Consider the following 22,759-nt stretch of genomic DNA (forward strand, 5'->3'; position numbering starts at 1 on the left):
CGGCCCGCGTCACAGTGGGATGCTATGATGCCGGACGCGGCCAAAAAGCGCTTCGGGCACCCTCGGACTGATGCACCGATGCCAGCACCGCATCCGGTCGAGCCATTAGGGAGAAGGGCAGCCCCCGAGGAAACACGGGACCCGGCCTTCGTAAGCGATAGTACCTGCTGACCTGCTGACCAACGGGCCACCCGGACAAGCACCTGGACTTGAGAGCCGTCGACAAGTGCAAGAGCACATCACTACCGCTCCGGAGTGCCGAAGCAAACATGCACCTTCTTCAATCAAGCTCCATCGGACGCAGGTGCCACAGCATGCGGCCTGTCGGCCCGCAGAGTGCTGGGAATTTGCTGGAATTTTACCAAATGATCAGTTGATTTTCTGGCACACTCCCTTCAGGGCGTCGTAAATTACTTTGATCATGCCGGACTCCAAATTCAGGGCCAGGCTCCATTGCTCGGTGAGCGATTGGAACCTGACGAGATCGGACGCGTTGTTCGGGTCCATGGAAGCCATGAAGTTGTTAAGGTTTGTTTCTGCCGCAACAGTGGCACTGCCAAGGCTGTTGTCGATACCTCTAACGCTGATTGTAGGGCCAGTAATCTGCATGTTCAACTCCGTTTTCGCCGTATTCCTTTAATACTGCTGCATCTATATCATGTTGAGAACCTCTGTCGCCGCATCTATCGCGTCGACAACAGCCGCCAAATTTGCAAATTCTTGCCTCGAAACACCAGCACTCATTTCACGCTTCAACGATTGCCGGCAGCTATCAAGTTCCCTCTCTATGGCAGTTCTCCCTGCGCGGTCCAGATCGGTTAGCAGTTGCCTTCGCGGCTCAAAAACGGCCATGACTTCGTTCACCCTTTTTCCTCCTCCGCTATCCATCTCGGCTGGCTCGGATAAGGAACGTGCACCTCGTCCGCGCCCATACGTACAGAAATTCCGCCTCGATCGATGTTAACAATCTGCCCCAAGCTTTCGAGACTGTCGCCGAGCTTCAGGCGCGTTCGATTCTCAAGGATGATGAATGGCGTTCGGCCGAGGTGTACACCTCTCGGCGCCGGCAATATGACCGGCGTGAATTGCGTCTCAAGCGAGATGTAGGGCGCGAACTTCTTTTGGAAGCGCGAAGCGACGTTCTGCCACGCTTGAAAATCAGTTGGAGGCAGGGCCCCCGAAACGAGCACACCATCTGCCTTCGCCGAAACGCGAATGTGGCGACGCAGTTGGGCCGTCATCGCGGTCTCCAGAAAAACGCGAGCACGGTCGGGTGTCACGATCGCGTTTTCGACTTCGCGTAGCCTTGGAACATCCTGCTGCAGGCGATGAAGCGCCGCTTGGACCTTCGCATCGCTTGGTCCATATCCCGTTATCGTGATCTCTCGGGCGCCGATCACCCGAACGTTGCCCTCAATTCCGAAGCCAGTCATGACCGTCGTTACGAGGTTGATGAGCTGCGAATCGGTTATGGTGGTCGACGCTTTGGATGACACTTCCGCTTCAAGACCGGTATTGCTCGGGGCGGCTCTAAAGGCACCATCTTCTGCGGGTCGCAAATCTCCTTCGACCACCAGTTTATCATCAACGGCGCGTATGTTGACGTTGCGCGCGACATTTAATTCGCGGACGACATGCGCCGCTATCCTCACTCGGTCAGCAGCGGGCGTGGCTTCCGAGAGGGAGGAGGGAACTGGCCCTATTGCCGCCCAAAACCAGACGAGCGGCGTGATCAGGAGAGCGCAAGCTACCGCGCTGAGCTGCAATCGCCGCGGTGTCGAGCCTACCACGAGCGGAATCTGTCGGCCGATCAAAGCTGACGCTAATTCGGAACGGCCCGAACCATGCGCGGAAGTGTCCGGCTCCCTGACTTCGGAATCGACGTCGGGAAAGCTGCTCCCGGCCGGACCAATCGTGAAAATCGTCCGCCCAACCTTTACCGGTGTCAGCCGATCGAGAACCGTCCAGGTGCCCATTGGTAGATCTTTGCCGCCGACGCGGACTCCCGGTGCGAAAGCAATAATATTTATGCGGCCCGCCTCGACGGAAATGCGAAGATGTGTGGCAGCCAGTTCCGGGTCAGCGAAGGTGAGATCATCGGTGTCGCTGGCACCGATCAACCAGACTCCTTCCTCCAGCGAGGTCTCTGCACCCCGCTTGGGACCGGACATCACACGTAGGGTCAGCTTGGCATCATCGCCAGCCAAAGTAACGTCTTCCATGGTCGTGTCCTTCACGACAGCGATATCCTTGCCAACGGCAGTACGGAGATATCGGGGGTAAGCTCCTGATAGGAGAGCACAGGCAATCCGTAGAAATCGGCTTCAATGATCTTGCGCAAGTAACGGCGGACATCGATGGAAGTCAGCAGCACGGGCTGGTGCGGCTGCTGGCCGACATTGCCTACCGCCTCCCGCATCTTATCTATGATTTGCCGTGTGGTGTCAGGGTCAAGGGCAAGATAGCTGCCAGCAGAAGTCTGCCGAATGGCATTACGCACTGTGTCTTCTATTTCCGGCGCAACAATGTAGGCTGGTATCAGGCGACTGCCGGAAGAATGCCGGAAACAGATTTGCCTTTTGAGTGCACAGCGCACATGTTCAGTAAGCAGAACGGTGTCTTTTTCCTTGTGTCCCCACTCGACCAGAGCGGTGAGGATGCTGCGCATGTTGCGCAGCGAGACCTCCTCGGAGACCAGTCGTTTCAAAATCTCAGAAACCGTCTGCAGAGGAAGGGCTCGCAGCACCTCGTTTACCAGTTCCGGGAAAGATCTTTCCACCTGATTCAGCAGAATTCTTGTTTCCTGGATTCCGATAAACTCATCTGCTTGCCGGCGCAGCACGTGGCCAAGGTGATAGCTGAGGATCTGAACCGGTTCCAAAAAAGGAATGCTGGCGGCTTGCAACGACTGGCGATGTGCGACGTCCACCCAGACGGTCTCAATCTGAGGCAGGAATGGCTTGTCGAGAACATACGGAATGCCCACGATGTCGAGATTCTCGGGGATATCGCGCGCCAGAAGGTGCTCCGCCCGAAATGATCCTTGACCACATGGAATCTCATTTACCAAGAAGGTGTATGCGCCATCCTTGTTGCTGTCGTTGACACGCAGATTGATGGCTGGAAAGGGAACGCCGAGATCGAGAAGGAGCGCCTGCCGCACAGCGGCTAACTCCTTGATCAGCCAGTCTGGCCGAATGATGCCTTGAACGTCACGACTGATATCGACCATCAAAGGAACCGTGAGCATGATGGCATCGCCGCCTTCGCCACTTTGTTCAATCGGCCCATCCGACGGTGTCGCGAGCGCCGTCATGCCGGCGACCGAGTAGGAACTCACGGGCGGGGCTGAAGGCGGTCGGCTGCGCTGCAATAGCCAGCCACCGCCTCCAACCAATACTGCAAACAGCACGAAAATCACCGAAGGAAAGCCCGGCACCAGAGCGAATAGAAGTAGGATGAAGGATCCTACGATCAGTGCACGTGGGTGGGCCGCGATCTCGTCTCCAATCTCACTGCCGAGATCTGTACCCTTATCATGGTCGCTTGTCCTCGTGACGATGAAGCCAGCCGTGATTGAGGTGAAGAGGGCCGGGATCTGACCGACGAGCCCGTCCCCGATAGTCAGGATGGCGTAAACCTCGAGGGCTTTGTGCAATCCCATGTCCTTTTGCAGGGTACCAATCGCGATGCCGCCGATGATGTTCAAGACGATGCTTATCAGGCCTGCGATTGCGTCACCTTTTATGAACTTCATGGCACCGTCCATGGCGGCGTACAATTGGCTCTCGCGCTCAATGGCGCTGCGGCGGCGACGTGCTTCTTGGATGTCGATACCGCCCGCCCGCAGGTCGCCGTCGATGCTCATTTGCTTGCCGGGCATTGCATCCAGCGAGAAGCGTGCGGCGACTTCAGCCGCCCGCTCGGACCCTTTCGTGATGACCATGAACTGCACGATGGTGATAATTAGGAAAGTGACCGCGCCCACCACGAGATTCCCACCGACCACAAAAGTGCCGAAAGTCTTGATGATCTGGCCAGCGTCTGAGTGCAATAAGATCATGCGTGTTGCAGCGATGCCGAGCGACAACCGAAAGAGAGTGGTCAGCAAAAGCAGCGACGGGAAGGAGACGAACGCTAGGGGTGACTTGATATAGAGCGCGACCATCAGCAGGAGCGCGGACATCCCAAGATTAACAGCCTGCAGCACATCCATTAGGACCAATGGCAGCGGAATAATCATCATAAAGATGATCGCAATCAACGCCCCCGCCAGAATGACGTCGTTCCGACCAGTCGCAACCACCAGGACTCTGTCGAGAAAATTCACACTGCCCTCTCCCGCGCCGCACTCGGCACGGCTGCCTGTGTCAGCAGTATCGCGACCATTCGCTGACAGGCCCTCGCCTCGGACTTGAGACCGAGTTTCCAACAGGCCTTGGCCCGCACCCGCAACATCCGGAACCTGTCCTCATTATCCAGCGCGTGCACAAGCAGCCGGCCCGCCTCGGCAGCGGCCTCCGCGCAGTTGCCCGCTCGCAGCAATGCCAGACAGCGTGCATGTCGTGCCCAGCCTGATCCGGAGTCGAGATGGTCAAGCGCGAGCAGAAGCTTGGCCGCGCTGTCAGGACCACATTTAATGTAGAGATACGCAAGTACCGATAGCGCATCGCGCTTGTCGGGACTGATGAGCGGTTCGGTCATTAGATTATCCTCGCATCAGAGCGCGGCGGGCATTGTCGAAAAGAAACCGGTTGCAGCGCGCCTGATCGAGCACAGACAGCGCGTCGCGGAGCAAGGCGTGATCTGAGTCGGTCGCTTGCGCAACGAGATCGGCCAGCGATGCATGTGCCGCCTCGACCGTCGCGGCGTATGTCGGCGCTTCCAGGATTCCAGGATTTGCGATCGGGGGAGCGAAGGCGGCCATCATCAGGTCGTCGACGGTGGGGGCATCATATAGCAGATCGAATTGCAAAGCGGGCCTGGTGTCGACAATCGACACCCGAATAGCGCCGAGCAGCGGCACCCCAGATTCGGCGCGGATCAGGCCATCAACGTCGGAGCCTGTCCGCCGCAGTTCCGCCGATCCCGAGGCGATTGGAGCAGAATAATTCAAGCTGTCAGAATCTATAGTAATCATAGTCCCTGCTGCGGCATCAATTCATCGACCAGGCGTACGAGGAGCTGCGCCGCGGTTTCCAACGCTGGCAATCGACGAGGTCATCAGCCCTGCTAATGAGCAGGACGAGCAGCGTCTCGCCAAAAACAGCCACGTTCACCACGTGCTGCAGCATGCGATTCGGATTAATCGCCCTGAGAGCTGCCGCAGCAAGACTTTGCAGCGAAGCGGCATGGCGCGTTGAGCACATTAGGTTAGAGCCATCGCGACTTTGCGTGAGATAGCCCGAGTATTCAACACGCAACGTTAATGGGGGCAGTTGCTGTGGAAATCCCATCGCCGAGCAAAAAGCTTGAACCCTCATGCACTCTCTTCCTGTTCAATGCGAATGGCCATCGCTTCCTCTATCGCCCGCAGCGTCGTTTTTCGCGCCTCTACGTCGCGATAGACCCCGACCGGAATCATCGCGAGAACATCTCGAGATTCGCGCAGTACGGCGATGTGCAAATCCGGTTGAAGGGGAGGGATTCCAAATCGATCCGGAATCAGAATAATTTTCGACGGAGCGCGAACGGTATCGTCCACGAGCGGTAACAGCTGCTGCATCACGCCACTAGCGGTGATGTCGATGACGTTTAGTCGCCGCATTCGTTCGACCATCTTTTCGCATTGCTCGTACACTGTATCCAGCACTCGCAGCGCCGATTGTCCGCCGAGGATCTCACGTAGTCGAGCAGGCTCGACCGACGGACCAGCCGAAGCGATGTCCTCGCCGAGCGCACGCGTAAGAAAGGCGATATGACGGGCAAAGTCCTCGACTTCAAACTTATTGAGAATCCCCCTATAAAGCTGGAGCGGTCCCGGATCGGTCGAGACCGTGGTCCGATAGAAATCACGCAGCTCTGCAGCGAGCCTTTGATCATCCGCCGGTTCTTCAGACGCTAGCATGGAAGTCCTACGGCCGGCACGGACACCGACCCCCTGCTTGGCGATGAGTTCGTCCGTAAAACAGTTTCACCGCGCCATGAGGCCACGGGCACCGGGACGGGCTGGATCGCTACCCAATCACAGCAAAGACGCAAAGAGACCGTCTCGAATACTGTGCCATCAGACATTACCTCGGCCCCTCGGTCTGATGCCGGATCGCTTGAGCGCTCCCCAACCGCTACCCTCCTGCATCCCAGCGCGGTGTACTGCGGACTTACGAGGTATGTGCGTCCTCGCGGGCCGACTTGCCATTGCGTGTCTGGGTCCAAAACCGGGTAGATCCACATTATTTCACGATCTAAGGTTCAGTGCTTGCTTCAGCGAAGGCAGATCCGGGCGGCGCAGCACTGAGCGGTCCCCGGTGGGCTGCGTTTCATTCGCTTTCCGACGCACCGAACGGATATCAACCCATGGATAGGAATTATAGTTTCGCTGCGCGCAAAACAAATATTAAACCATTACGAGTACATATAAAATGGATATGGGGCCACGAGGAATCGGCGCGCTTGGAACTCACGCCACCTTCGGCAGTTGAACCGTGCTTAACGCTAGCGATCACCGGCCTCGGTCGCCAGCTTACGAAGCGCTCGCAGAACCTCCGCGAGGGATTCGAGTAGATGTGACGGAATATACTCGTCAACTAGGCAATCCTTCAACAGCGCGCGCGCCAGTGGGATGTTTCGTACCACCGGCACAGCGTTAGCCACCGCGGCGTCAATCATTTCCTGCGCTAAAAGATCGGTACCGATCGCACTGACCAGAGGCAAGGGAGTGTGCTGCCGATCGAAGTAAATCGCCACGGCAACATGCGTCGGGTTGGTGATCAAGACGGTTGCGTTGCGCGACCGGTTGATCATCCCCTTGGCGAGCAACTCCATATGGAGTCTCCTGCGTGTTGCTATGACCAAGGGGGCACCCTCGCTTTGCTTGTGTTCTCGCTTCAACTCATCTTTAGACATCATGTTTTTCTTCGTGAATTGCCAACGCCGGAATGCGAAGTCCGCTATTGCCACCGTCACAAAACTCAGTGCCGTATAGATGGCGACACCGAGCAGCAAGTTACCTGTTAACGCCCTCAGGCAGGGGACCCCGCAACTCGGTGTCCAGACGAGCGCGTGCATACCTTCGCGCAACACGAACAGCAGAACCGAGCCGACAAGCAGAATCTTTCCGATCGACTGGCCCAAATCGATGAAATTCCCCACGGAAACGATTCTCTTGGCGTTCTCACTGGGACTGAGCTTCTTTAGCGTCGGCGCGACCGCCTCGGGCGTGAACATCGGGCCATTCTGTATCACGTTGGCGCCTATGCCGATCACCAGAACGATGCCAATGAAGGGTGCGAGCATACGTTGCAATTCGGCAACATAGGATTGCAGGAGCTTTTCAGTTACGCTCAGGAGGTCACCTTCGAGAAGCGGGATAGGCAACAGGATAATTGCCTCGAGGCGGTTTATCATGCCAGGCAGGGAGGCAAAGAACAGAGCGAAGAATCCGATGATCAGTGCCGCGGATACGACTTCACTGCTCCGTGCGACCTGCCCCTTCCTGCGCAGGTCGCGCAGCCTTTTGGGAGTAGGCTTTTCGGTCTTTTCTCCGCTCATCGCGACCACTGGGATATGAGATTGAGCATCATGACCTGTGACGGCACGTATTGGTCGGCCTTGGTCAGGGCGATCGAGATCGAAAGAATTAAGAGCAGGAGGGCCAGCGCACTTTTAACAGGCATGGCGATAAAGAAGACCTGCAGTTGTGGTGCGAAGCGGCTTATCAGTGCCAGACCCATCTCGCCGAGAAACATAGTAACGATGGCTGGACCGGCGAGGACTAAAGCCATTAGCATGACAACATCCGCGAGATGCAGAACCCCCGTAACGAATGCCAGGCCAAATGCAGGTTGCAAGCTCCACAGAGGCCAGACGTCATGGGAACGATAGAGCACTTCGATCAATGCGGAGAAGCCACCAGTTGCAAACAGCCCCGTGACGAAGAGCTGAGCGAGCAGCGTTCCAAGTGGCGAGACCTGATTGCCGCTCATAGGATTCAAGTGGCTTGCCATCGCGGCGCCCCTCTGGTTGTCAATGAAGGTGCCCGCTGCCTCGACACCCCAGATGGTGGCGGCAATTGGCATGCCGAGGATGAACCCGAGCAACAGCTCCTTCAGCCCTAGGCCCAGGATCAGCTTCAGATCCCAGATATTGAGGTTCGCGGGCCTGGTTGCCCAAGCATGCGCCATCACCGGTAGGCTCAGTGCCATGATCACACCGTTCCGCGCAAGTCCGGTGACGGTGCCGCGCCTCAGAAATGGTAAAATCAGCAACAACCCCGTCGTACGCGTCGTCGCGAGCGCAAAAACGATAAGGGCAGTATGCAAGAGAGGCGGATCAAATAGCGACATAGGGCGGAACAGATAAGTTCATCGAGTGCACTTCGCTGAGATCGCCCGCGCAGTTGCCGCACGAGATATCAGACCGATCAAGCATCTTCTCGCACCTTTCACTCACATCACTCCGATCTTGTCGAAGATGTTTAACGTATACTGATACAGCTCCCCACTGAACCAGCTCCCAGTCGCCAGCAACGTCAGGCTCACGCATAACAGTTTCACCGCGAACGGAAGGGTCTGCTCATGAACTTGGGTTAGGGCCTGCACCACGCTGACGACCAGCCCAACCGCCGTAGCAACGAGGATCGTGGGCATCGACAGAACCAGAGCAAGTTTCAGCGCGTCCACGGCGATGTTGGCGAGAGTGTCGGTGCTAATCACGATGGCCCCGCATAGGACAAGACCAGACCGTGAATCAGGCGCTGCCACCCGTTCACAGCGACGAACAAGAACAGCTTCAAGGGCAGGGAGATCGTCATCGGCGAAACCATCATCATACCCATCGCCAGAAGGATATTTGAAACGAGGAGGTCGATGACGAGGAAAGGCAGGAAAAGAAGGAAACCTATCTTGAACGCGTCTGCCAACTCGGATGTGATGAATGCTGGGATAGAAATGATAAAATCGCTGTCAGTTACCGCTTGGGCGTCCCCTTCGCTCCATAAGTCACGGGCCGCATTGGCGAAGAATTGTCGTTCCTCTCGCGACGTGTTCTTCAGGATGAAATCGCGGAGGGGCTCAATAGCAAGCGAAATCGTGTCGCCGAGCCCACGGAGATCATCGAACGCGATCTCCTTGTGGCTCACAGCTTCATATGCGTTCTTGGCTACCGGCTGCATGATGTATACGGACAGCAGGATGGCGACCGCATTCAGTGCCATGTTCGGTGGAATATTCTGAATGCCGAGGGCATTGCGGATCAGCCCGAACACGACAACGAGCTTGACGTACGACGTGACGATGATCGCAAAGAAGGGGATGACCGCTATCGCGCCGATCAAAGCGATCATCGCAACGGGATCGGGCAAACCGGTGTTCATGACGAGGCGCGCGGTAGGCGTATGTCTAAGACACGTACACCTGTCCGATCGACTATGCGCACCAACTCGCCCGCAGCGACCACCCGGCCATTGACTCGCAAACTGACATTGGTCGTAGCGTCGAAACCAAGATCTAGTATCTGGCCCACAGCAAGCTCACGAAGCTGCTTGAGCGACATGGTCAGGCGTCCGACATCCACGTCGACTGGGAGGTCGATGTTGTCGAAGGTTTCGGGAGGGAGAGAGTCAGGATTGTCCATCATGTGGTCCACTGCTGAAAGGACTGAAAGGCGGCCATCCATGATCGAAGCGCGAAATCGTGAATCGCCAAAGAGGCACAGTAGAACGGTCATCGCACCGTCACGAGCGACCGGTGAGGTGTCGAGCAGGATGACGTCGCCCGGCGCGAGCGCCTCTATTTCCGCCAATGTGAGGCTGACGCGAGCGACTCTCAGATCGAGAGAGAAAGCCACATGGTCGAGGTCTGCGCACACGGCCGGCAGCGCATCGCGGCAGCAGTCGGTGATCCATTCGAGGCCGCCGCCGTCGAATTCTATTAGCCCGAGGAGTTTGTCTGGACCGTCCAGGCGAACGAGCTCAATTGCGTGGGGAAGCACTCCGGTGGTGATCTCGGACAAAGACCAGATGGGCCTCTGACCGCACCATTGTTCCACCTGAATCGCTACATCGTGTAGGACGATGTTAAACAGGATTTCCCGCAAGCCATCATCTGATGGCAGCATCGTGATGTCCGGCCAATGTGTCACTGCAAGGGGCGGAAGCAGAGTCGAGTCGATGGCGATTCGGATATTGTGGCCGTGTAGGCGTAGCCAAAACCTGCGGCAATCCCCCGGAACACGTGGTGGAGTCGAATCGGGCATGACGGCTGCGACTTGAATGCCAGCGAGGCTGAGGGTGGCCGGCAAGCGGGTTGCAAGAAGCGAGATGGCGGCGGCCTCTCGTGAACTGCAGCAGGGCAGATCAATCACGTCCGCCTCTCGGCTACATAGTGAAGAACTGCCTCAAACCCGCGTGACCTTGGGGTGTTGTCCTGTTCCTCAGGAGATGAGCTGTGGGTAACTGCCGCAACCAGAATCCGCACACCGAGCCGATCCGATAGGTCGCGAGCAAACGCATAGCCCTGACGTTGCAGGAAAGCCCGAAGGCGCTCGGGCTCGATGAGTACACGTAAGGTATCATGCCGATAACTGATGGTCACTTTCGCATCGCCGAGCAACTTCTCCTGAAGCACGATGATTTGCACCGTGCTGTCGTCGTTGCCTCGGCCTACCAAAATGCATATTGTTTCCGCCAATTCGGCGACAATGGCGGATCGTGGCCTCGCCCCCGGCTCGGCCGTATCTCGAATATCCGTGTCGGTCTTCAGGACGGTGACGCCGAGCCAAGTGGCACCAAGGAAATGGAGCATGTTTTGACGAGTCGGCGCTTCGCTGCAGCGTTGTTTCGACTCAAGCTCGCGGCTGCCGAGAGTTTTGCCGGGTGCGTCCTCGAATGACACGCACCCTTTAAAACTCGGCTCATTAAGCATTTGCGAGAAACGCTCCACGTTTCCAAGATGCGCGCACGACGGCGCGGTAGCCCGACCCGGAGGTGGGGCAAAACCGCCATTCTCCATGGCGGCATACGTACTGGAGTGCATCCTCCCATCAGGTCGATGTTCAACGATGCGGACGGCCGTCTTCTTGGAGTAGGTCAACCCAAAATACATAGCTGAAGAATCCCTTCGGGACCTCTGAGGTCGGCAAGCCCAGGGACTGGCCGGTTCGGACAGGCTGTTGACGCAAATCATTCGGCTCCTAATTGAAATCATCCCCATCACGGCGACGAATACCCGAAATCATTCCACTCGCCGAGGAAAGGGCGCCGCTCAATCGCCGAGCTGTCGTTTACATTCCAATCTCCAACGCGGGCCAGAAGCAAATATCATGTCGATATTGGATCATCTGCCCTCCTTATGATGAGCTCCAACATAGGGTCCCTCTGGCGCCAGATGCCGCGTCCACAGAGAGCGGCGCCGTTTCTTCGCGAACGAGCGCCTTGGACGTCTTTCCGGGCGCATGCGAATAGGCCCACTCGGTAGGCCCATGGGTCTCGTGAGGCGCTTTGAACTTTTACTGCGCGACGTTGGGATCTGATCTGCCTGTGATGGAAATACCTGACCACGGATCCAAGTGTTTAGTGGGCAGCCGCGAACTGTGATGGTTTATTATGAGACGTCAGGAGGAGGATTTGCTATGGCATGCGTCCTTCTTCCCGGCAGCGGGCGCACTAGGCTGTGATCCGGGTTCCATGCGTCGCAAGAGAGCACCGGTCCCTTGCCGCGGCTAGGCCTGAATCGGAAGACGGTGAAGAAATGGCGCAGCCGGACCACAACGGCCGATATAGGACCCAGGGCGCCGAAGAGCATAGTGCTGACGCCGACCGAGGAAGCCATCCTGGTGGCGTCCGGCAGAAGACCCGGCTAACGGCACGGCCGAACGAATGAACCGCACCATCAAGTACGCCACGGTTGAGGTCCACCACTACCACGATGATCTGGGAAGCGTTGAGGCCCATATCAGGGCCTTCGTTGCTGCTTACAAGTCCGCCAAGCACCTCAAGGCATTGCGATGCGAACCCCCTAGCTCTGAGACGCCTGGACATAGGACTCGTTGATCTTTCAAGATCAACGCGCACCATCTCATTCCGGTGCCACACACCTATTGCAGCGTTCCCTAAAGTGCTGTTCTACCTGCGCCTCGAGCAGAGCACTTGCCGCCTCGGCGGCGGAGGTGAGAGGGATATGGGCGGATGAGATGAGGCATCCCGTCAGATAAATCGGCGGATCGATGACTACGGGCCTCAGACCTTCGTAGCCTGGAACATCCGAGAAATCCCCTTTTGGAACTATCGCATTTGCTACGCCGGCTTTGACTATGGAGAGCACGCTGCAGAACGTGTCGACCTCTGCCACGCAGTTCGGTATCCCTCCGGCCATTCCAAAGGCTCGGTCCAGTGCGTTGCGCATCGTGTGCGGCCGCACGGGCAGCACGAGAGGAAGTGAAGCCAGCTCATCGAGAGACACGGAGGTTTTGGCATTTTCTGCATTGGCAGCCCGGATCAGATAGAGGCGCTCGCGGAACAGCGGCTTGCGGGAAACACCACGGGTGGGTGTGTCCTCGAAGACCATGCAAACGTCGAGGGCGTGCGATTCGATGAGCGACCTGATCCGAAGAAGGTCACCAGTGAACAAGCGCAGGGTCACCTTGGGGAGTGCCGTCCTGCAGGCGCCCACCAAGGAGCCTGCGAGGGAGACGGCGAGCGTCGGAGACATGCCGAGCCGCACCGAACCTTCTGGCTCTCCCTCCGTGGAGCGAACGATGCCGCGCAGTTGCTCTACCCGCTGCAAGATCGAGAACGCCTCCCGATAGAAAACCTTGCCCACTTGGGTCGGGCACACACCGCGTGCGCTACGCTGCAACAGGGTGGCGCCGAGCATGGTTTCAAGTTCAGCGATCTGTTGGCTGAGGGCCGGCTGGGCCACATTGATGGTGGCCGCTGCCCGGCAGAAGCTCCCTGCATCGACGATGCTGACGAAATAGCGGAGGTGGCGTAGTTTCATGGCATAGCCTTGACAAGTTGAAGTGAGTTAGATTGCGCCTGATGCCGCTTGGAGCACTAGCGCACCATCCGTGTTTTCAAATAGGCCGAGAGTACCATTCCGCTCTGGTCTTACCTTGCCACCCTGATTCCAAAGCGGCTGCGTGTTCCGCGATTGAGGGCCTAGCAGCTTCGCAAGAGGGAACGGATGCCGCGCTCAGTGCGGGCATGAAGAGTGAAATTCTCATTGAATGAGCCCTTTTTCTCCGCCGGCTCGTCTCGCCGCCCGGCCCTCCGCCCAGAAAAAAGCTTCGGAAAGGTCGATCCCGCAGCGACAACGAGCAGCCGGCGCTCTTCGTCCTCGACGAGAACAACGTGCTCGTACGTTCCCTCGAATTCCGCCGATGCCCTGGCGAGCGCGTCCGAGAGGACGTTGTCAGGTGCAAGGCAGTCGGCTCAAGAAAACTGCGCCTGTGGCATTTGTCTCTGCGCTCGTCGCGCTGTGGATATACGTCGATACGGAGCATCGTGATCGTGAGGCCCAATGATTGCGGCGGCGTGATTTGCGACCACCGGTTTGCCAGATTCTGCAGTTGCCGCAGGGAAGCCGAGCGGAACGTCGTAGGAGGAGCATTCACTCGGGGGATCCTTGCAACCCTTTTTCGTGCTGCGAAGCACACAGCAAGATCCGGGCCAGTTTGCGCAGCGGGAACCATGCGCGTCCGTTTTGCTGCACGCGGTTGCCTTCGCAACAAATTGGCGGATTCATGACATTCGGCATGTCTGCTTCGGACAAAGAAGAGAGATGCCATCAGGGAGCTCACCGGATGGTTTTCGGCACAACTTCATCAGCAGCGACCTTGCGCGCAATGACCACGGTAGATCCTGGCGGCAAAAGCAGAATTGCGCGGCAACAGTCGTCTATCAACACTTAGGTCTCTCCCAGACCGCCGCGACACGCGCGCCGCTGGCTGGCAAGTTCAACCCTCTCGGCGCGGAAGGGCTGAGATCAATGTCGGTCGTTCAAGTGGCACATCATTTGCACATCAGGATGTGCCTGCCACAAACCACGCACCCGATGGGGTCATGGTTCCCGATGGGCATAATAGTTGTCGATCCGTAAGAGGTGAACCATGAGGAACATTGACTTGCGTGGCAAGGCGCCGATGCCGTTCTTTAGCGCCATGGACCGAAATACCACGGACGATCCTCCCGCCGGGCCGCTTGTTCGCGTTGAGGAGGCCGGCGAAGCATCCAGCTCTGTGGTGGAGCAGACGCGCTCTGAGTCTCAAGCCCCACGCGTTTCCTCCTCTCTCAGCATGCAGCACACCAGTTTCCATCGTCTGCCGCCGGAGCTACTCGGTCAGATTGCTGAGCGGGTCAGCCCGACCGATATGCCGAGCATGTTGCAGACAAATCGCCGGCTGCGTTTCGACACCTGGCTATCGCCGGCGTCTCGAGAAAGGCGCCAAAGGGCTATTCGGGTTCAGGCCATCTGGGCGAGGTTGCGGGGTCACGAGCCCGGTGCGGATCGCTTTGCCGCGCGCAGCATGGTGCCCAACATGATCCAATCACTCGCGCCCAACTTCAATTACCTCACCCGGGCGGACCAGGAGGATCTCGTCGCGCTAGTCCAGGGGCTTGGCGACCCCGATGAGCGCAACTCGATCTTGATGGATATCGGACCGGGTTTGGCAGGACTCGAGCCAGATCTCCAGGAGGATCTCGTCCTCTTCGCCGAGGGACTTGACCAGCCCTGGGAATGCGCCTCCGCCGTCCGAGCCCTCGGAACAGGCGTGGCAGGGCTTGCCCCCAACCTCCAGGAGCGTCTCGTTAGCCTCGCCGAGGGGCTCGGGGACCAAGAGCATCGCGCCTTGGCCGTGCAGGGTCTCGGAGCGGGCGTGGCGGGGCTTGATCGCGAGCTCCAGCAGCGTCTTGTCAGACTCGCCGAGGGTCTTGAGGACCAGGAGCATCGCGCCGCGGCCGTGGACGGTTTCGGAGCGGGCGTGGCGGGGCTTGATCGCGAGCTCCAGCAGCGTCTCGTTAGCCTCGCCGAGGGGCTCGGGGACCAAGAGGATCGCGCCTTGGCCGTGCAGGGTCTCGGAGCGGGCGTGGCGGGGCTTGATCGGGAGCTCCAGCAGCGTCTTGTCAGGCTCGCCGAGGGTCTTGAGGACCAGGAGCATCGCGCCGCGGCCGTGGACGGTTTCGGAGCGGGCGTGGCGGGGCTTGATCGCGAGCTCCAGCAGCGTCTCGTTAGCCTCGCCGAGGGGCTCGGGGACCAAGAGGATCGCGCCTTGGCCGTGCAGGGTCTCGGAGCGGGCGTGGCGGGGCTTGATCGGGAGCTCCAGCAGCGTCTTGTCAGGCTCGCCGAAGGGCTTGACCAAGTGCATGGCGCCTTCGCCCTCCAAGGCTTCGGCACAGGCGTGGGAGGGCTTGCGCTGGATCTCCAGGAGCGTCTTGTCAGGCTCGCCGAAGGGCTTGACCAAGTGCATGGCGCCTTCGCCCTCCGAGACCTCGGCACAGGCGTAGGAGGGCTTGCGCGGGAGCTCCAGGAGCGTCTTGTCAAGCTCGCCGAGGGTCTTGAGGACCAAGAGCATCGCGGCACGGCTTTAATTGGCCTTGGAGCCGGCCTGGCGGGGCTTGCGCGGGATCTCCAGCGCCGTCTCGTCCGCCTCGCGGAGGGACTCGGTGAACCCGAGGATCGCGCCTGGGCCCTACGCGGCTTCGGAGCAGGCCTACCAAAGCTTGCGTCCGAACTGCAGCAGCGTCTCGTTGTCTTGGCCGAGAGCATCGACGACCCCGAGTATCTCGTAAGGGCTCTCGAAGGCCTTCGGCCAGGCTTGGCAGGGCTTGCCCCCGACCTACAACGCCGCATCGCTGCCCTTGCCCGCGGACCTGACGAGCCGGAGTATCGGGCTCGCGCCCTGGCAGCGCTATTGCCCTAGGCGGAAGAAGGGGTCACGGCTTACGGATGGCCTTCAAGCCCTGTCGAACAAGCTGAGGCCGATCGCAGGAGAAACGAGTCTGTCGCGCTTGAAGGCCGCAACATTATCGAGGATGTCCACGTGATGATCAATGCCTCCTCTGACTATCCGTTCGATGCCATGCCCGCAACTATTGAGGCTGCATCATAGACTTGATGGAGGAGCCGTGAGATGCGAATTGGGAATAACCAATTAAAGGCTTTTCGGCGTTAGACCGGCCCCTCGTTGACGGACTGGTAGAGGCTCCGAGCGCCGTGACTGCGTTCCACGAAGCGCACCCACTTACTGTGTTTCATTCCCGGAATGCGGCACCCTCACCTGCGACCAATCCGACACGGCCGAAACGTGGTGAGGGACAGGATGGTGAGGGCGCGCCAGGCCGAACGGGCGCCAGATCAAACCGTTTCGCGCGGGCGGTGAACTACGGCTTGTTCCTCGCGGGCGCGGGCTGCGCCTACGACACGATCCAACGACTTTCCCGTCCCGCCACCCGACTACATCCTGGGAGAAAGGGCTTCACCAGCAACCAACGGCTTAGGACCGCCCGGGGAAGGCGAAGGATATGAGATGCGCAATCAAGGCGCCAGCCCGGTCTAAGCGTTGAATGGCGTCCGCTCATTCCAATTCGCGCTTTCGCACCAGCTTCGGAGGATACGAAAAGTGAAACTCAAGTCGATCGACCAATTCAGCATGGCAGCTTCGATGCAGGAGTACATTGCCGTGCACGAACAGCACCCAGGCAACTTACAACTCATTCCCCCTGATGCGACGCCCGCAGATGACCGTGGAGGGATCCGGTACGCTGACTTCGGCGGGTCGATGCGGATGCTGCCGCGGTCCGGCCTGCATAGCAAAGACGGATCGCTGTGGTCGCGCGTAAAGTCAGCAGTTAGGAAAGCGTTTGGAGAATGTTGCGTCCAAAAGTCATCTAGCGGATCGGCGCAGGCGCTTGGCAAGGCGTCCTCGTCGGCTCTCTCACATCGAGACATCGGACACCTGGTTGGCCCGCTTTGGGATCACCACCGCTGGGACAATGGCGGTCAACTAATGCCGCGTGAAATCATTCGTGAATTGGGGAACCGCGGGATCCTACCGGGCCAGCGCAATCAAGAGTTGCGGTCACACTTCGACATCAACGGTGAGCACTACACGGCCGAGGTCAGGCCAGCACCGAATCCGGACGTGCTGTTTGGCCAGCGCAAGCAAATTTATCTCATCCACAACCCTCAAGACGGCTGACGTATAATGCGACATCAGGATGAGACGCCTAGCGCGGGTGGGCAACCATTGAAACCAACTCGTCAACGGTGCCTCGGAACGGCTGCTCAGATCATTTCGCGGCGCCTCGGTTACAGGCCTCACGTTGCTGATCGGAAAGGGAGCGCCCGTCAAGGTCGTCGAAAAATGGCTGGAATTTGCGCAGCTCCGTGGCAAGGAACCTTCGTTATAAGCGTGGCGAACGCCCTGATCCGTCAGCATGGCGAAAGAAGCAGGGAGGGATGCCTTCAGGCCGGCCGGCATGAATTGCCGATCGAGAAGCGGGTGAGGAAGGGCGGCGGCAGCGCTGCCGGGCACCCTGGCGATAGCCCGGCCGAGATCCGCCTGCGCGAGATACTGTCTGTTGCCTTCGTGTCGCTTGGCATTCAATTGGGGTCTTCCTCAATTGTGTGGTGATGATTATTGATGAGCGGTAGCATGCGTGCTCTAAGGAGCTCCGTGCCTGCTCTGCCATACATCGCACGTTTGATCGTCTTTAGGCGGTTGATCTGGCCTTCCGCTTGGCCGTTGCTCCAGGGCAATTCGATGGCGTTGCGAACGGCGCCGATGTCACGCTGCAAGACCCGCGCGAACCGCACCATCGGGGAGAGCCGGAGCCGACGGCGTCATCGATCCAAATGTTGAGCTTGCTCGATTCACCGCTCCGGAGAATGCCGCGAAGTCGCATGGCAAGGCTGCGCATCAGGGGAAACTCATATGATGCCTGCTTCAGGGCGTCGACCTTGCTAGCCTGATTGATCGTCAGCATGCCCCGCGGTTTGATGCAAAGGGCAGCCGCGACCACCGGCGAGATCACATGGCCGATCTCCGGATCCCTTATCGGGATGACTGCATCGCGATCCGGTTGATGCGGAATGACTGGAGCCGGCGACGCGCTGTCCTTGATCGATCTTTCGGCGCGGCGCCAGCTTGCGAGAAGCCGCTCGAGATTCGAGAAACTGCCCGTGTAGCCGCGCTGTTTGATATCGTGGAACAGATGCCGTCCGCAGCGATCCATCTTTCCAGCACTCAGCGAGGAACGCCTCGAAATATAAGGGTAATGTCGGCTTCAACGCCGACCTTCGCCGGTCGGGTGGCGTCTCGAAAGTCAACCATTTCGCGATGCTGCGCCGGCCGTAGCCGGTGCGACGTGCGATCTCCGAACAGGACAGACCTTCCTTGCGCAAGGCGTGCACAGTATCGAACACCACCTGCCGTGATTGTCGATGAGCGTGCCGCACCCGGCGCCGATGCGTTGCGTCAACGTGCGGATCATCCTGAATCAGATCGACTTGCGCGCTCCCGATGATTTTGTCCGGCAGCAATGCTCGTCCTGTCAATCGGCACTGAACTTTGACCCCCTATTGGAGTGCGCCCCTTGGGGTGGACAGACCGGGATGACGAATTGACCGGCCTACCGGGTTTTCGGAAAGAAGACCCATGGCAAAACACCGCAGTCACAGCGTCGAATTCAAACGTCAGGTCGCGTAGGAATTCCTGGCCGGCGAAACGCTGCATGGTCTGGCAAAACGCCACGACGTGTCGCGCAATCTTATCCGCATCTGGGTTCAGAAGTACGAGCAAGGCGAATTCGACGACGATGCGCAGGCGGCCGATCTCATCCAGGAATACGAGGCCCGGATCGCCGCCCTCGAGCGGCGGGTTGGCAAGCAGGCTCTGGAACTGGAGTTTCTAAAGGGGGCTCTGAAAAGCGCACCGCGGCCGAAAAACGGGACTACATCCGTCATCACCGGCCCCGCGGCATCTCCGTCGCGGAAGGATGCCGGCTGATGGGAATCGCGCGCTCCACCTATTATGACCGCCCGGAACGCCCGGCCGACGACACCGCAATCGTCGAAGCGATGTTCGCGATCTGCGACGAGTTCGAGTGCTACGGCTACCGCCGCGTCGGTGCGGCCCTGCGGCAGCAAGGTCTTGTCGTGAACCACAAGAAGATTCGCCGCCTCATGCGCGAACACGATCTGCAGCCGAAGATCAGACGACGGTTCATTGCCACGACCGACAGTGACCACGACGGCCCGATCTTCCCGAACCTGGCGAAGGACATCATCCCGACCGGTCCCAACCAGCTTTGGGTCAGCGACATCACCTATGTCTCCTTGCCGACCCGTTTCATCTACGTCGCCATCATCCTCGATGCCTGGTCGCGGCTGATCGTCGGTTACGCCATCGGTCGGTCGATCGACGCGCGGCTGACGGTGGCAGCCTTGAAGGCGGCCATTGACAGGAGAAAGCCGCCGCCGGGCGTGATCCACCATTCCGACCGCGGCTCGCAGTATGCCGCCGAGCTCTACCGCGACACACTGGCCGCCAACGCCGTGATCGGTTCGATGGGCCGTCGCGGCAATCCCTACGACAACGCCAAGGCCGAAAGCTTCATGAAAACGCTGAAGGTCGAGGCGGTCTATCCGATGGCCTTCGAAACCTTCGAAGAGATCACCGAGCACCTTCCCCACTTCATCGAGGAGGTCTACAACAAACGACGGCTCCATTCAGCGCTCGGTTACTTGAGCCCCCAACAGTTCGAGGATCACCACATCCGGCAGACTGGCAAATCAGCAGCCTGATCCTTGTCCGCCCCAAAGGGCGCACTCCACGTGACGGTCTGATCGAGGGCAAGCGTCGTTCCGAACCACATCAGTACGATGGTGAAGAGGGTCGAGAGGAAAGTCGAGGCATTGTCTCCGAAGATCGAGATAAGGCCGGAGCTAATCTGGAGGGAACAGGCAAGGACCTGCATGATCCTGCAGCAGCAGGTCGACCCACTCGAAAGCTGGATCGAGAGCGCGTCGGCCGACGGAGCCAAGATCGTTCTCATAGGCGATTTCAACCGCAACTTCTGGCATGAGCTGCGCGAACAGCGACCGGCCAGGACCGACGCCAGTGGCACTTCAACGCCGCGGCCGGCGGGGGTGCTAACTCGGTCTCTCATAGAAGAAATCGCGAAAGGTCAGCCAGCGGCCGCCAACCTCAAGATTCTCGACGAGCACTGGCAGATCAGCGATGTCGGGCAGGCGCGCTGCACCCAGGCCGAGATCCGCGACCTGACCACGCCGGAAACGCAGCTGCTCGCGTCGGACACTTATCTCGGATGCCGCAACCCGGCAGGGCTTGACCACATCCTCGTCGGCCCCGGCATCAACAGCAACGGTCCGGCCGGGCATCTGAGCATTGGAAACCTTGGTGGCAACAAAGCAGGCACCCCGAACGGGAAAGACCAGGTACTGCAATCTCAGATCACTGCCCGATGATCGCGCGGCTGAACTTCTGATCCCGCTTGTGCCGAGCAGAAACTCGGCATGGCGAAGGGAATCGAACGAAGATCCATGAAAACCTTCAGTTCAGTCTTGTCGTTCATGCACTCTTCTCGGTTCGGTAAGCCGGCAGGCAGCATAGGGCAACAAGAGCCAAAAAAAGCCAGATCGCCTGTTGCTGAAATTGGACCGGTCCTGTTGAGCTTATCGTCTTCGCTATTGCCACGACTGTGGTTGACATCTTCTCGACCACCTGCGCCAGGCCGGCGAGATCCGAGGCCCCGACACCGAGAAGACCACCAATTACGGTAATCAAAAGCTTTGCTGGCAAATATAGCAGGAGCGCGCCGCCGACCGTGAGACCCCAAAGCGCCGCAAGGACGTACTGCACTACGGTGCCTGGAACCCATATCAGGAGAGCAATCGAACCCAGAACAACAAGTATCAAGATAGCGATGAAGAAAATATCCCCCTTGTGGGCAAGTTGATCCCCACTCGCAAGCCCCGTCTCACCGGACCCGCCTGTGATATTCTGAAGCAATTTTCCAAGTCTTGCTCTGAACGGTGCCATACCTACCCCCGCTTGCGTTCAAAGATGGGTCAACATCAGTCCATGATTGTGGCTAGCCCAGTTTGTTATCGAGTCGGCAAAACACGCCACCCCGGCTGCGCCTCTGGTCGCAATCAACATGCCGAAGAGCGCCAGATCTCCCGAGGAGAGCGTATCACAAACGAAAGCACCGGAGTCCCCACTCAGCGGCCGAGCAGCGATGGCTTGGCTGACCCTTCCGCCTTTAAGGGACCGCGGCGCGGCGAAATCGAACAAGTGCGAAAAACAATACGAATTGCCGGTCCCCCTGTCTTTCAATCGGCTGGTGACGCCATATCCGCCGATGATGTAGTCCTTCTTGCCTGATACCGCGCCGCGCATGCTGACCTGGGAGCCAGAGCCAAGGACCGTGCGATCGTAAATGTCAACGACAGTCCCGTGTTTGGCGATTTGCGAGGTGCCGACATGCGCCGGGTCTAGCGTTAGCAGGGCCAAGTCCACCTCTGGATGGGCGGGCGTCGTGTACTGATTGCAGACGGCGCCTTTCGGATTAAGTTGAAAGGCTGGGAAGTTACTGTGCAAGACAGAGCCGGCATTGGAAATACTCACGCCTGCAACGTCAGGAAGTGCGAAGGACGCCCCGGCAGCTGTTGCGACGTGCCCGCAAGTGACACCGTAAATATCGCCGTGCTGATCCTTGAGAAATCCACCAAGAGTGCCTGTGTTCGGGGCATTGACCTCTAGCCCTCCCCCGATTGAGGTTGCAAGCCATCCCACTTCTTCCTCTTCAACGGTGGCGAAAAACGGCTGTTGCGCTGCATAATTCTGGATTTGTCTACGCAAGCCGATCGTCCGATTAGTTGTTGGCACAATGTAGATACACACAAGGAAGGGATCTTTTTTCTTGCCGACGTCCATGCAGTAATGTTCCCAGAGCGAGAACTTCTGCGACATATCGAACAGACCCTCCCAGTCGTCGCTGTTCCACCACCACCACCCAAAGATCAATTGAGGGTCGGGGACACCGGCTCGAGCAGCGTGTCCGGCTAAGCGAACCCAAAACGGATGTGGATAGATATAAATGCCATGGATAAGCTCTTGAGCAGACTCGAGTCCCGGTAGACCGGCCATAAAGTCGGCAAATTCCGGCGTGTTGGAAAAGTCTATCTCTGCCCGCATGAATTGCCCTCAGAACGTGTTGCGGTGAGCCGCCGTAGTGTTTGTGAAGAAAAACTCAATCGAAAAGGAATATTACTAGCCGCTGATACTTACCACGAGTCTACAAAGATCGCAAAATTATTCCCGTTCCGCGGGCATGCAAAGGAAGGTCCTTGGCGCCAGAAGCAGCTGCAAGTATCAAGCGAAGTCGCGGTACAGGCTGACCGATGTCGCGAACACCCGTCGTCGCGGAGTTTCCAACGGTTCACCCACCCGGAAAATGACCCTGTCTTGGGACGTTTGTTGATCTGGGCGCCCGCCGGCCGCATTCGATTGATCGCTGACGACCCGTTCCGATTGCGAGCTTCTGCGCGAGAATGACTTCCTGCCAGCGTCGCGCGTT

At 58.5% G+C, this 22,759-nt stretch carries 23 protein-coding genes and 1 pseudogene; 5 read left to right on the top strand and 19 right to left on the bottom strand.

Annotated features, from left to right (window positions below; translation table 11 throughout):
• Window positions 1–369: 369 nt before the first annotated feature.
• The 15 genes from PZN02_RS30355 to PZN02_RS30420 all read right to left on the bottom strand — a co-directional run bounded on the left by PZN02_RS30355 (window position 370) and on the right by PZN02_RS30420 (window position 13,154).
• Window positions 370–609, bottom strand: coding sequence for an EscF/YscF/HrpA family type III secretion system needle major subunit (locus PZN02_RS30355; RefSeq protein ID WP_280663714.1), 240 nt, complete (start codon window positions 607–609; stop codon window positions 370–372).
• Window positions 610–651: 42 nt separating this feature from the next.
• Entirely contained in the window at window positions 652–888 is a 237-nt protein-coding gene (locus tag PZN02_RS32340) for an EscE/YscE/SsaE family type III secretion system needle protein co-chaperone (protein ID WP_425336384.1), read from the bottom strand.
• Window positions 861–2,237 (bottom strand): type III secretion system inner membrane ring subunit SctD, encoded by a 1,377-nt coding sequence (sctD, locus tag PZN02_RS30360; RefSeq protein WP_280663715.1) that lies wholly within the window; start codon window positions 2,235–2,237, stop codon window positions 861–863. The genes PZN02_RS32340 and sctD overlap by 28 nt, the downstream gene beginning before the upstream one ends.
• Window positions 2,234–4,330 carry a type III secretion system export apparatus subunit SctV gene (sctV, locus tag PZN02_RS30365; RefSeq protein WP_280663716.1) on the bottom strand — a complete coding sequence of 699 codons (2,097 nt, stop codon included), beginning with the start codon at window positions 4,328–4,330 and terminating at the stop codon, window positions 2,234–2,236. The genes sctD and sctV overlap by 4 nt, the downstream gene beginning before the upstream one ends.
• Complete coding sequence (locus tag PZN02_RS30370) at window positions 4,327–4,704, bottom strand: hypothetical protein (RefSeq protein WP_280663717.1); 378 nt, start codon at window positions 4,702–4,704, stop codon at window positions 4,327–4,329. The genes sctV and PZN02_RS30370 overlap by 4 nt, the downstream gene beginning before the upstream one ends.
• Window positions 4,705–4,708: 4 nt before the next feature.
• On the bottom strand, window positions 4,709–5,026 hold the full coding sequence (gene sctX / locus PZN02_RS30375) for a type III secretion apparatus assembly protein SctX (protein ID WP_280663718.1): 318 nt from the start codon (window positions 5,024–5,026) through the stop codon (window positions 4,709–4,711).
• 130 nt (window positions 5,027–5,156) lie between these two features.
• Entirely contained in the window at window positions 5,157–5,483 is a 327-nt protein-coding gene (locus PZN02_RS30380; protein ID WP_280663719.1) for a hypothetical protein, read from the bottom strand.
• Window positions 5,480–6,112: a TyeA family type III secretion system gatekeeper subunit gene (locus tag PZN02_RS30385; RefSeq protein ID WP_280663772.1), complete on the bottom strand. Its 633-nt coding sequence runs from the start codon at window positions 6,110–6,112 to the stop codon at window positions 5,480–5,482. The genes PZN02_RS30380 and PZN02_RS30385 overlap by 4 nt, the downstream gene beginning before the upstream one ends.
• Window positions 6,113–6,654: 542 nt before the next feature.
• The gene (locus PZN02_RS30390) at window positions 6,655–7,710 is read right to left on the bottom strand and encodes an EscU/YscU/HrcU family type III secretion system export apparatus switch protein (RefSeq protein ID WP_280663720.1); all 1,056 of its coding nucleotides are present in this window, start codon (window positions 7,708–7,710) and stop codon (window positions 6,655–6,657) included.
• Window positions 7,707–8,504, bottom strand: coding sequence for a type III secretion system export apparatus subunit SctT (gene sctT / locus PZN02_RS30395; RefSeq protein ID WP_280663721.1), 798 nt, complete (start codon window positions 8,502–8,504; stop codon window positions 7,707–7,709). Before sctT ends, PZN02_RS30390 begins: the two co-directional genes overlap by 4 nt.
• Window positions 8,505–8,606: 102 nt before the next feature.
• Entirely contained in the window at window positions 8,607–8,873 is a 267-nt protein-coding gene (gene sctS, locus PZN02_RS30400; RefSeq protein WP_342394748.1) for a type III secretion system export apparatus subunit SctS, read from the bottom strand.
• On the bottom strand, window positions 8,870–9,532 hold the full coding sequence (gene sctR / locus PZN02_RS30405) for a type III secretion system export apparatus subunit SctR (RefSeq protein WP_280663722.1): 663 nt from the start codon (window positions 9,530–9,532) through the stop codon (window positions 8,870–8,872). The genes sctS and sctR overlap by 4 nt, the downstream gene beginning before the upstream one ends.
• Entirely contained in the window at window positions 9,529–10,275 is a 747-nt protein-coding gene (sctQ, locus tag PZN02_RS30410; protein WP_280663723.1) for a type III secretion system cytoplasmic ring protein SctQ, read from the bottom strand. Before sctQ ends, sctR begins: the two co-directional genes overlap by 4 nt.
• 242 nt (window positions 10,276–10,517) lie before the next feature.
• Window positions 10,518–11,261: a hypothetical protein gene (locus PZN02_RS30415; RefSeq protein WP_280663724.1), complete on the bottom strand. Its 744-nt coding sequence runs from the start codon at window positions 11,259–11,261 to the stop codon at window positions 10,518–10,520.
• Between the two features lie 972 nt (window positions 11,262–12,233).
• Window positions 12,234–13,154: a LysR substrate-binding domain-containing protein gene (locus PZN02_RS30420; RefSeq protein WP_280663726.1), complete on the bottom strand. Its 921-nt coding sequence runs from the start codon at window positions 13,152–13,154 to the stop codon at window positions 12,234–12,236.
• 1,540 nt (window positions 13,155–14,694) lie between these two features.
• On the opposite strand from PZN02_RS30420, the gene PZN02_RS30425 reads away from it, so the two are divergent.
• Complete coding sequence (locus tag PZN02_RS30425; RefSeq protein ID WP_280663727.1) at window positions 14,695–16,077, top strand: hypothetical protein; 1,383 nt, start codon at window positions 14,695–14,697, stop codon at window positions 16,075–16,077.
• Window positions 16,078–16,776: 699 nt separating this feature from the next.
• A complete protein-coding gene (locus tag PZN02_RS30430) occupies window positions 16,777–17,355 on the top strand; it encodes a hypothetical protein (RefSeq protein ID WP_280663728.1) in 579 nt (192 codons plus the stop codon).
• A 404-nt stretch (window positions 17,356–17,759) separates the two neighbouring features.
• Here the strand turns inward: PZN02_RS30430 and PZN02_RS30435 are convergent.
• Both PZN02_RS30435 and PZN02_RS30440 read right to left on the bottom strand, forming a co-directional pair.
• A pseudogene (locus PZN02_RS30435) lies at window positions 17,760–17,966 on the bottom strand (transposase); the annotation flags it as partial.
• Window positions 17,967–18,119: 153 nt separating this feature from the next.
• Window positions 18,120–18,698, bottom strand: a complete 579-nt coding sequence (locus tag PZN02_RS30440; protein ID WP_280663729.1) for a hypothetical protein — start codon at window positions 18,696–18,698, stop codon at window positions 18,120–18,122.
• A 172-nt stretch (window positions 18,699–18,870) separates the two neighbouring features.
• Here PZN02_RS30440 and PZN02_RS30445 point away from each other — a divergent pair, with 172 nt between their 5' ends.
• From PZN02_RS30445 to PZN02_RS30455, 3 genes are all read left to right on the top strand, one after another.
• Window positions 18,871–19,164, top strand: a complete 294-nt coding sequence (locus PZN02_RS30445; RefSeq protein WP_280663774.1) for a transposase — start codon at window positions 18,871–18,873, stop codon at window positions 19,162–19,164.
• Window positions 19,137–19,961: an IS3 family transposase gene (locus PZN02_RS30450; RefSeq protein ID WP_280663775.1), complete on the top strand. Its 825-nt coding sequence runs from the start codon at window positions 19,137–19,139 to the stop codon at window positions 19,959–19,961. The genes PZN02_RS30445 and PZN02_RS30450 overlap by 28 nt, the downstream gene beginning before the upstream one ends.
• Window positions 19,962–20,132: 171 nt before the next feature.
• Window positions 20,133–20,645 carry a hypothetical protein gene (locus tag PZN02_RS30455; RefSeq protein WP_280663730.1) on the top strand — a complete coding sequence of 171 codons (513 nt, stop codon included), beginning with the start codon at window positions 20,133–20,135 and terminating at the stop codon, window positions 20,643–20,645.
• Between the two features lie 103 nt (window positions 20,646–20,748).
• On the opposite strand, the gene PZN02_RS30460 is transcribed toward PZN02_RS30455, so the two are convergent.
• Both PZN02_RS30460 and PZN02_RS30465 read right to left on the bottom strand, forming a co-directional pair.
• A complete protein-coding gene (locus tag PZN02_RS30460) occupies window positions 20,749–21,219 on the bottom strand; it encodes a hypothetical protein (protein WP_280663731.1) in 471 nt (156 codons plus the stop codon).
• Window positions 21,220–21,237: 18 nt separating this feature from the next.
• Complete coding sequence (locus PZN02_RS30465; RefSeq protein ID WP_280663732.1) at window positions 21,238–22,377, bottom strand: hypothetical protein; 1,140 nt, start codon at window positions 22,375–22,377, stop codon at window positions 21,238–21,240.
• Between the last annotated feature and the right edge of the window lie 382 nt (window positions 22,378–22,759).

Source organism: Sinorhizobium garamanticum (assembly GCF_029892065.1).
Taxonomy (GTDB): Bacteria; Pseudomonadota; Alphaproteobacteria; order Rhizobiales; family Rhizobiaceae; genus Sinorhizobium; species Sinorhizobium garamanticum.